The organism is Thermococcus sp. (genome assembly GCF_027011145.1).
Classification (GTDB): Archaea; Methanobacteriota_B; Thermococci; order Thermococcales; family Thermococcaceae; genus Thermococcus.
The window spans coordinates 1-10337 of record NZ_JALVAO010000020.1 but is presented as its reverse complement, the minus strand read 5'-3'; the positions used below and the strand labels follow the sequence as shown (position 1 = coordinate 10337).

The window sequence follows — 10337 nt, the reverse complement described above, 5'->3', positions numbered from 1 at the left end:
CACCGAATCGCTATCAACGACCGCTGTGATGAACTCGCCGGGTCTAATCCTCTTCCCGTCCAAGAGGAACTCGATGTGTTTGCGAACCTTCGGCCTCGGAGTTTCCCTTATTGCCGTGTCCACTTTCCTGTATTCTGGCTTTTTCACAGATGGCGGTTCTGAAGGCTTCGAGTTTGGACTTCTTGGGTCAATTCCCACTTTGACCTCCTCAAAATCCGTGAAGCCGTCCCCGTCGGTATCTTGCACGAGGGGGTTAGTACTGTACCAGAAGAGCTCCTGCCAGTCGGTAAGGCCGTCGCCATCTGTGTCTGGGTTTGTCGGGTCGGTCTTCGAACGGTTTTCCACCCAATCCGTAACGCCGTCCTCGTCGCAGTCCGTTGTGAAGGCACAGGCGTTGTCCTCTATCAGACCATCGTCATCAAAGTCGTAATGAGCGGGAACAGGGTCGCTCCCATCAAGGATTCCATCGCCGTCCGTGTCAGGATTGGTCGGGTCGAGGACTATCGGGTTCCCTTCGAGAAAGTACGTGGAATTAGTCTCGCGGTTGTAGACAGCATAGAGGTACTCAAAGTGAAGCTCCTCATAATCGCTCAAACCGTCTCCGTCAGTGTCGAGGTTTTCCAAATCCACACCGGTTCCGGCCGAGTTTGCTAGGGGAGCGGAGAATATGGAGAGCACCAAAAGCCCCGCGAGTAGAAGTGGAGTGAGCTTCATCCTTCAGCCTCCGTCCAGATTATTTTGCATCTGTCGCCAGACAGGAACGTAACGTAGTCCCTTTCGATGTCCCTCTGTTGCTCATCCTTCGTAATGACCGCCGAGTAATGATATCTGCATGCCACGAGCTTCGTACTTACTGGAAAGCACTCCACGTTCTCAACCTTTAATTCATTGAAGTCAACTGCCTCGTAGAGCGCCCGATGAAGTTCAGTCAAAGAACTTTCATCAACCACCGAAAGGTCAAAGAAACCCGAGACGTTCTCCTCGTTTTTGACAGCGTTGTAGTAGTCATATACAACGGAAGGCGCCTTCTCAGAGCACTCCCAAGTAGCATCGGGAACCACTGTGGCGTTTATCACGACCGTGCGGTTGAGTAGCCTGTAGGTTTTGATTCCCGTTGGATGTCTGGCAGTTGTCGTCGAGGTTTCGCCAGTCCCCGTCTGCTGTGAGTCGGTCCCTTGGAATGTGGTGTGGGAACTTTCAGCGGGAAAACCCGAGTGTGTTTCCTCACTTGGGCTTGTGCAACCACTCGCAAGAATGAAGAACGCCAAAAGCCCCACGATGATGAGTTTTCCCAACTTCAAACCCCATTACCTCCAGAAGTGCCAAAGTTTGAGCGCATAACCGACGGAAAAAAGAAAAGGAGCATCAACCCTCCTTCGGCTCGCTTATCTCAAGGTTGTAGAACGTTCCGTCATCGCTGAGCCCCAGAACCTTTATCCACTTCCACTCTGGTCTGTAATCCGTGTAGAACTTCACCAGCGGAACTCCAAGGTCGTAGCTCTTGGCAAGCTTGAAGACGTAAGCCCTTTTCGTGTCGTCCCAGGCGTAATCGTAGACCAGCAACTTTCCATCCGATGTGGAGACGACGAAGTACGGCTCCTGTGAGTGCGCCCCATAGAGACCAACAACGTTAGGGATTTCGATTCCAGCGTCAACCGTGAGCGTCATGCTACGCTCATCGGAGTCGTAGTTGACGTCCAAATGGTAGACAGTTCCGTCCTTGTAAACTATTAACGCCCCTATTCCCCAGTAGTGTATCGCCCCAACAAATTTTACGTAGCCGTTGATTACGCGGTAAATGTTGTGGTCGTCTTTGTAATAGCCGTTGGGCTTGGGGATTAGGTAGAGCCCTCCCTCGGTTCTGACAACGAGGAAGTTTTTGTCGAGATAGGGGTTAACCTCAAGTATTTTCTCGGGAAGCTCATAAATTGAGGGACTAACGCGAATTTCCTTGCCCTTGTCCCACATGGCATAGTGCTCATCATCTGTGTAGGCGTAGACTCTGAGCACGTTTCCTTTCCAGGCTATGTACTCGTAGTGGTTCTTGTCGATTACAACTCCATCGGCGTCGAAATCGTAGGCTATGTGGGTCTTGAAGGTATCAACGGCTATGCCGTTGACCTCGGTCTCGTCCCCGTAGCCTACAAGAATGTGAAACTTTCCGTTCCTGCCAGCGAGCAAGTAATCGTCCCCGTTTGGAACGCCGTAGAAGGCCTTAGGCTCCGCAGGGAGAAGGTCTGGAGTCGGGACTTTCAGCTCTGGCTCTGAGGAGTAACCGTTCCAATAGTCGTAGGGATAGGGATAAATCCTGAACACATACCTGCTGACGAGTTGATAGAAGTAGCTCCGGTCTCCGTATGGGAAGTACATAAGGTAACCTTCCTTGGGGACGACTTTAATACCGAAATACTTGTAGTCCCCTCTCGTGAAGTTGATTCCCTGCACATTGAAGGGGTTCTGAAGGACATCCGCAGAACCAGACTGCCCCGGCGCTGTCGTGCTCGTAGTTGTTTGGGTTTCGGTGGAGGAGCCTGACGTCCGGGTTGATGTCTGGGTTCCCGTTTCGGATTCGCCTGAGGTTCCCGCGGGCCCTTCCTCGTTTAACTCACTGTTTACGGCGTAATACCTCCCATCAATGCCCCAGAAGTAGGCGTAGGCATCTCCTTCCGTTGAGATAAAGGCGTGACCGCTCTTAGCTTTGGCAGGGAGTTTCAGGCTTCCTTTATATGTGGCCTTTGAGAAGTCAGGGTCGTAGTCGTAGAAGTCCAGCTGACTGCCTTTGAAGGCAAAGATAACCCAGTTCTGAGAATCGTATCCAACGAAATCATAACCGGGTAAACTTGCCGTATCCTTTCTCTCAAGCCCATCCCCTGTAAGGTGAAGTATCAGAACGTTATTTCCGTCGTAGAAGGTGAGAACGTCACTGCTCTCCCCGAAGTCGAGATGATAGTGGCCGTTCTCGGGGACTCCAACTGTAGATGATTCCTCTAGGGCCTTAGGGCCTGAGAGGGTGTTGAAGACGTGGAGCCTGTTCCCCTCCCACACGTAGAGGCCGTTCTCGCCAACTATTACCGCCTTCACCGGCGAATCAAAGGTGAAGACCCTCGGCCCGGGCTTCCTTCTATTGCCGTCGAGGAGGTCGCTCAGCCCCTCGTTGGTGAACCCCACGACCCAGACCCTGTTTCCTCCCCAGGTGGCGTAGTAGATGTAATTCTCATCGTAGTCCCAGCCCACAGCAAGGCGGTTTCCTCCCACGGCCCAGGAGAACTCCTCTTTAATCTCCGGGAAGTACATAACCTTTAGGTCATCTTCCGATGGCCACTCTTCAATCTTGTCTTCATCGTAGATAACAAGGTGGAGTTTTCCCTCGTTGTCGAGAATTAGAATTGAAGCCTTTGGGCCCGCTCTGTCAAACGCAACAGGTTCATAAGGCACTCTCAGGATAAACCAAGGGTATGGCCTTTGTTCATTGTATTTTGCGTAATCATAGAGGGCCTCACCTCCGTATTCAAAGGCATACAGATGGCCCGAGGAATAGAACCATGCTGACTCGGGAGAATTGAAGTGAAACTCTTCGGCACTGGACTTCCAACGGCTTTTGTCAACAAAAATCTCAAGCCATTTGGCTCCGTCAGAGAAATATTTTACATGGGTCAGCTGATAAAGCTCTCCGATGCTCGCGGGCGCTGTTTCATCGGTTCTACTCTCCGAGGAGGAAGTCTCGTATCCACTCTCTGGAGATGCCCGTTCTGTCGGTCTTTGGGTCGTAACTCCAGAATTCCCGGTACAGCCGGCAGATATCACGATGAAAACCATGATAAAAACAAGAAAAAGGGCAAATCTTTTTCTCATTCAGAACACCCCTACACCTCAAACTTCCTAAGGATATCCCCATATTTCTTCACAAGCTCCTCATACTTTGCCTCGCTCATGTGTATCCAAACTTCCCTCCCCGGATCGAGTCTTTCTCTCTCGCTCACGAAGGAGGGATTGGATACCTCTTCCTCGTCTTCGTCGACCTCAACCAGATACCAAACCTCAACCAATCTCCTACCGTGATCTTCGACCCATCCAGCGCTCTCAAGTTCGTATTGATTCCAATTCTCTTTGAAACTGACGTATATTCCCTTCGGATAACCAAGAAGCCTCAGTACATCAACGAGTTCCCCGGCCGTCATCTTGAACTGTTTTGTTTTAAGGTGCTTGGCCACGAAGTCGAGACCGGACTTAATCTTCCCGAACAGTCCCATTTCCTCACCTCAGGTGAATTATTAAAAGATAAATATGTTACAAAACCTTATTACCCTTTCCTTTTGGAAGCCTAACGAAATTCTATAAACAAAATTTTAACCCAGAACGGCCTTCAGAATAACAAAGAGTCCTATGACAAGCAGTGTTAGCACAAAGGTAACGCTTATCGCCTCATCGGCCTTGAGCCTGTACTGGGCTAAAATCGCGTTGGCCGCTATGGCAGGTGGCATACTGGCCTCAACCAGAACGGAGTAGAAGATTTCAGGCCTCGCGCTCCTGAGTGTTAAGAAAACGAAAACGAAGGGAATCGCTATCCTGAAGGCTCCAACCTCGAGGAGCTTTCTAACATCAAAGGCCCTCAGCGTTATCCTCGAGCCGAAGTATATGAGGAGGAGCGGAATACTGAGCCAGCCAATGGTCTTTATTGGGTCAATGAACCAGCCCGGAAGGTGAATTCCAGCTATAACTAGGCCAAGAGCGAGGAGGTTTGCAAGCGTCGGCGGGAACTTCAAAGCCTTGAGAAAGCTCTCCTTAACGCTCGCACCACCGCTTGAATAGTGGGCGGCGATGAAGGTAACTATCGGGATAACTATCATCGAGTTGGTCGTCGAGTAGAGTATAGCCGGCGTTATGTCGTCCAAGAAAAGGCTCGCTATCGGAAAGCCGAGTGCCGCAGTATTGGGGTAAACCGAGAGCACCATCAGCGCACCGGCCCAGGGATCGTTTTTGAGCCTAACGCGACCGTAGAGATAGGACGCGGACAGGCTTATGCCAATTATCAGGAAGACGTAGAGGAAGACGGTCTTTATGCTGAGCAGATAACTCAAATCCTTGCTCGCGACGTTACCGAAGATGAACAGCGCGAGAAGAACGTCGTTCACTAGGATTCGAAGGTAATCAAAGGGTTTCTCGTCCTTTATGGCCAGTTTAAGGGCGTAACCAATGGTTATGAGCGCGAGCATCTCGGCGATGTTCATGGTGAAAGCTTCGGTTTAGCGTTTAAAAGCGTGTCGAAGGGAAGGAAAAACTAAAAGAAAAGGGAAGAGCGTTCACTTCTTCTCTTTCTTCTCCGCCTTGTGCAGTGGCCACCAGGCCTTTTCTCCGAAGAGGCTCATCATCGCCGGACCGAGGAAGTAGACCGCCAGCGTTGCCGTTATTAGCACTCCAGCCGCTAAAGCGAATCCTATCTCCCTCGTTCCCCACGTTGAGCTGGTCATCAGCGCTCCGTAGGTCGTAGCGAGCACCGCCGCGAGGCCAATAACCACGAGATCCATCGTTCCGGCCGCAACGATTAGGGCCTCCTCTGGCTTCCTGCGCTCGAACTCGTCCCTTGCCTTGACGAGGTAGAAGCTGTTGTAGTCTATGCCAACTCCCATGAGCACGACGAAGACCATCAGTGGCAGGAACCACATGATTTCCTGACCGAAGACCTTCTGGAAGAGCCATGTTGATATCGCTATGCTGAGCAGGACTCCCATGCCTATTGTTGCCATAGTCGAGATAACTGCCGGGATTCCCCTGAGGGTCGGTATGAGGGACAGGAACATTAGGACGAGCGCTACTGGGAGGATTCTGTGCCAGAATATGTTGTTGATAAGGTTGCTCAGGTCGAGGTCCAGAGCGGCCCCACCACCGACCATGCCCTTGGCTATCTTTCCGCTCGCTTCGTATTCCTTCATGAGGTTCCTTATCTGCTCAACCATGTGGTGGGCCTGTGGTGTTGTTGCCTCGTACTTGCTGACGACCTCGATGAGCACCATGTTTCCGGTAGTTGAGATGTACCTGTTGCCCCCTATTGCCTTGAGTTTGTCGAGGCTCGCGTTAACTGGCTTTCCGTAGGGCTGGGTAACTGTGTAGACGTACTTGACACCGTTAATCTTCTCGATGTCTCTCACCATCTCGTTGATCGTTGCCAAGTCCTTGTCGGTGATTGGGTGGTTGAATTTAACGAGGACGTAGGTTGCTCCCATGACATCGACTCCAAGCTTGCTCTGGCTTATCTCAAGGAAGTGGTATGTCTCGCTGTCCTTTGGAAGGAAGAGCTTTATGTCGTGGGTTCCGTTGAAGTTCACGAAGGCGTAAACTGCCGGGGCAAGGAGGAGTATGAATATCAACAGTACTGCCTTGGCGTGTTTGATTGACCACTTGGCGATTCTGCTCTCCTCGTGGATATCCGTTTCGGTAACGTGCTTGATGTGCCTCGGCCACCAGAATATCGGCTTGTCGCCTATTAGCACTGTTATCGCCGGAATGAAGGTCAGGCTCGCTATAAGGACGACTATGACCGCTATTGGCGCTATTATACCCATTTGTTTGAATATCGGGAACTCCCAGGCAAGGATAAAGCTCGCAAAGGCTATGATGTCCGTCGAGGCGCTCGCTAGGACTGCATCTTTGGCCCTCTTCAAGGCCTCGCTCGCCGCTTTGTCGTGGTCGTAGCCCTCAGCCAAGTACTCCTTAAACCTGTGGAGGTAGTAGGTCGAGTAGTCTATACCGAGACCCAGTGCTGTCGTTACCGTAATCATCTGGGCCCAGCTGCCGACGTTTATGATGTCTCCCTTGGCGAGCAGGTAGAGGATTCCGAGTGCGGTGAGCGTTGCCGTCGCGACACCTGTGAACGGCAGGAGCGTAGCGAGGAGAGCGGCTCCAAGGATAATGAAGAGGACTATCAGGGCTCCTATGAAGCTGAACTTCGTCGTCTTCGCGTTGTCCTCTTTGCCGTAGTGTATCATCTCGTAGGTCTGAACCGGAGTTCCGCTGATGTAGGCCTTGGCATCGGGGAAGTACTTTCTCATCTCCTTAAGCAGGACTTCCTTGGCCTTCAGGGTGTTCTCATACTGGAATTTGGTCTGTTTCTCAAGGTCGGTAACGTTCTTGAGGCTCTTTGGAACCATCATGATGAGCATCGTCGTGTTGTCAGGGCTCTTCAGCATGCCTATGTAGTCCTTTGCGAGGCTGTAGATTGAGGGGTAAATCTGCTCCTCTATGGGCTTAACGTCCTCCCTGGTTATCTTGTTCGGATCCTGCCTGAACTTGAAGGCTATATCAACGAGCTGTGTGGCGTTGACATGAATCGGAACACCGAGGTTTATCTCCTTTACAAACTTCTCCACCAGCTTCGCAGTTTCTTCCTTGACAAGGGCCTCGATGTCGGACTCGCTCATTGGGTAGTTCTTGGCAACTGTCAACAGTATCTCTTTCAGAGTTTCCTTAACGTCCTCCGGCGCACTAACGTTGGCGAGCTTCTCGTTTACCCCTTCCTCGAACAGACTGTAGGCTATCTGATAGGCGTCCTCCCCGGCGTAAATCTGGTCAACGACCTTTCCGATGTCCACGGGAGCGTTTCCAGCAACGCTCGTGATAATTTCCTTGACTGCCTCTTTTACCCCAATCCCCTTGGCCAGCTCCTCTGGGTTGTTGTTGATAACGGCGTTTACCATAATCTCGGCTACCTTCTCGTCCTTCACCCTCTCGGCCGTCTTTTGAATCAGGATTTCCCTCGCTATCGGCTCAACGTTGCCGTTGGAGTCGTAAACCTTCGCTATTACATCGGCTGAGAGCTCAACACCCCTCTCCTTGAGAATTTCCTCAAGCAACGAAACGGTGGCCTTTTTAAGTACTTCAGGTTCCTTGGCCAGAACTCCCTTGGCGTCGGGGTCAAAGCTCACAACGGTCTTCGCTATGAGCTCTGCAAGGGGCTTCTCTTCCTCAGGTAGCTTCTCCTTGAGGGCGTTGGCGAGCAGGTTAGTTTCAAGTTCCTTTGTGGGCCCGTAGAGGAGGAGGGTTCTCAACACTTCATCTGCGTTAGGCAGGTTCATGAGCGGGCTGTTTGCCATGAGGGTCTTGGCGATTGTTATGGTCGCATTTTCAACGGTACCTGAGGAGGGATTCCTTCCAAGGCCTATCGAGACGTTCACGATGTACGCCAGGGTACTGGCCGGGACCTGACCGAAGCCCGGAATCTCAAAGCTTCCTCCGGCCCTTTCAATGACCAGCGGGAGGTTCTTGAGAGCCGTGCTGGCTATTTCCTCAACCGGTTGCACCGCGTTCTTTCCAAGCTGAATGAGCGCGTAGTTGCTTCCAGCTTGCTCGTCGAAGGCCACAACACCCCGATAGAAGGCAACGGAGTAGGCCTCGGCGAGGTTTTTCTGCATGGTATCGTTAATCTGGCTCAGAACGATTGCCTTCGTGACGTTGGCCAGGAAGGCATCGGTAATGGCTGTTGCTCCATAGGCGGAGTAAACCTGATAGGTCGCGTTGTAAACCGCGTAGACGAACTCCACCGGAACGTTGAGCTGGGTCGCTATGGCCTGGGCCGTTGCGCCGTCAAGTCCCCTTTCGTAGGCCCCTGCCTGGACGAGGGCATCGTAGGTTCCAAGAACGCCGAGGTAGGTTCTGGCATAGCCGTCGCTCAGGTTGTAGAGGCCTGTATTGAGGCCAGCTATCGTTGACTTCAGCTCCTTCAACTGCTCACTTGCTCTGGTAAGGTTCCGGTGGAGCTCAACGTAAGCCATGTCGGTCTGGTTGAGTGCCTTCCTGAGGGCAAGGCTCTGGTTGTAGAGGACAGTAAGGTTGGCTTTAAGGGCCAAGTATGCCCTTGCAAGCTCAGGAACGGTCTGGTTGAGGAGTTTCACCTGGTTGGTGAGGTTCTCAACCTGGAGGAGTGTCATCCTGTAGGCGTTGCTCGCGTTTATCGCCGAGGTGTAGAACAGCTCGGTAAGGTTTGCCGTCGTTTTTGTGAGGTTCAGCGCTATGTCGTATGACTTGTTGTGGAGCAAATCGATTGCATCGTAGTAGGAGGTAAAGTTGCTTCCGTAGGGTTTTGCTTCCACCTTGAAGCGCTCGTAGGCTTCCTTCGCCTGAGGACTGTTGACTTTGATGTTTGTGATGATTATGTACGTCGTGTTGTCGTTCTGGGAAAAGCTCGGGAAGTACTTGCTCATGTTGTTCTGGACTTCAACGCTCTCCACGTGCTTTGGCAGGAACTGGCTCATGCTGTAGTTGGTGACGTTGCTGAGCTTTATCGCAAGTGGTGTGGCCAGTACGATGACCACTATCCAGAGGGCAACTATCAGCTTCGCGTGCTTCACAATCCAATCGTTCCATGCCATGTTAACCACCTATGTTACTTTTTGACACTTCATTCTTGAACATGTCTATTTCCGACATGTCATCAGAGGGAATAGTTTATAAAGGTTTTTGATCATTTACATGTCAGGGGTGATGGTAACGAAGGACGTTGAGCGAAAAATACTCAAGGGCCTCTTCACCGTCCCTCTGAAGAACATAATCCTTGTCATCGTCGGCCTTAAGGGAGAAACCCACGGTTATGAAATCCTTAAGGAACTGGAGAAGTTCACCGTTGGAATCTGGAAGCCTAGTCACAGCAACCTCTACACGCTCCTCAACAAGATGGTGGAGGAAGGCCTTCTCGAACCGAGGGAGGAATATAAGGGCAAATTGAGAAGGGTCAAGTATCGCCTCACGGAGAAGGGCTGGGAGTATCTGAGAACATCAAACGACCTGGCACTCCGCTCGCTTTACACCGCGATAAGCTATCATGAGAGACTCAAAAAGAAGATCGAGGAGATGGGTAAGGAGAGAAAAATCAATAGGGAGACCCTTAAAGAATATCTTGAGTTGCTCAAGCAGATCAGAGATCTACTCGATGAGGAAATAAAGACCCTCGAAAAGGAGCTTTCTTCCGAGAGCTAACAACAAATAGGCCAACGTCGACGTTGTTTTACCCTCCTTCTGGTTTAGATTAGTATCCCGTGTATCGTTCTTCCATTGCTCTAATTGTCAACATGACCGATAAGTTTTTATATACTTCCAGCGCTATTTGAGTACAGAAAATTGTACTACAAAAATCTGTACTTGGTGGTAGCATGGAAGACCTGAGGGCCCAGCTCGAGGAGCTGAAGAAAAAGCTGGAAGTGCTTGAAGAGAGCATAGACCCAGTTGATGAGGTAATGCTCTCGATAAAGGCCCGGTTGAGAAAGAAGCTCAGCGACGGAGAACTTCCTGAGCTGGACGAAGAAAAAGCCGCGAAGACGCTCAAGGCCTTGGCAAACCCGGACAGGATT

6 protein-coding genes and 2 pseudogenes are annotated in these 10337 nt (G+C 51.2%); 2 read left to right on the top strand and 6 right to left on the bottom strand.

Annotated elements, in window-relative coordinates; all coding sequences use genetic code 11:
- The 6 genes and pseudogenes from MVG27_RS02175 to MVG27_RS02150 form a co-directional block, all read right to left on the bottom strand.
- A pseudogene (locus MVG27_RS02175) lies at window positions 1–678 on the bottom strand (hypothetical protein); the annotation flags it as partial.
- A 32-nt stretch (window positions 679–710) separates the two neighbouring features.
- Entirely contained in the window at window positions 711–1295 is a 585-nt protein-coding gene (locus tag MVG27_RS02170; protein ID WP_297550381.1) for a hypothetical protein, read from the bottom strand.
- Between the two features lie 70 nt (window positions 1296–1365).
- Window positions 1366–3852 carry a hypothetical protein gene (locus MVG27_RS02165; protein ID WP_297550379.1) on the bottom strand — a complete coding sequence of 829 codons (2487 nt, stop codon included), beginning with the start codon at window positions 3850–3852 and terminating at the stop codon, window positions 1366–1368.
- Between the two features lie 11 nt (window positions 3853–3863).
- A complete protein-coding gene (locus MVG27_RS02160; protein WP_297550377.1) occupies window positions 3864–4250 on the bottom strand; it encodes a hypothetical protein in 387 nt (128 codons plus the stop codon).
- 96 nt (window positions 4251–4346) lie between these two features.
- Window positions 4347–5228 (bottom strand): AEC family transporter, encoded by an 882-nt coding sequence (locus MVG27_RS02155; RefSeq protein ID WP_297550375.1) that lies wholly within the window; start codon window positions 5226–5228, stop codon window positions 4347–4349.
- Between the two features lie 72 nt (window positions 5229–5300).
- Window positions 5301–9362, bottom strand: coding sequence for an MMPL family transporter (locus MVG27_RS02150; protein ID WP_297556063.1), 4062 nt, complete (start codon window positions 9360–9362; stop codon window positions 5301–5303).
- A gap of 112 nt (window positions 9363–9474) precedes the next feature.
- On the opposite strand from MVG27_RS02150, the gene MVG27_RS02145 reads away from it, so the two are divergent.
- Together MVG27_RS02145 and MVG27_RS02140 are read left to right on the top strand one after the other, a co-directional pair.
- Window positions 9475–9966, top strand: a complete 492-nt coding sequence (locus MVG27_RS02145) for a PadR family transcriptional regulator (protein WP_297549354.1) — start codon at window positions 9475–9477, stop codon at window positions 9964–9966.
- Between the two features lie 173 nt (window positions 9967–10139).
- Window positions 10140–10337, top strand: a pseudogene (locus MVG27_RS02140) (ArsR family transcriptional regulator); the annotation flags it as partial.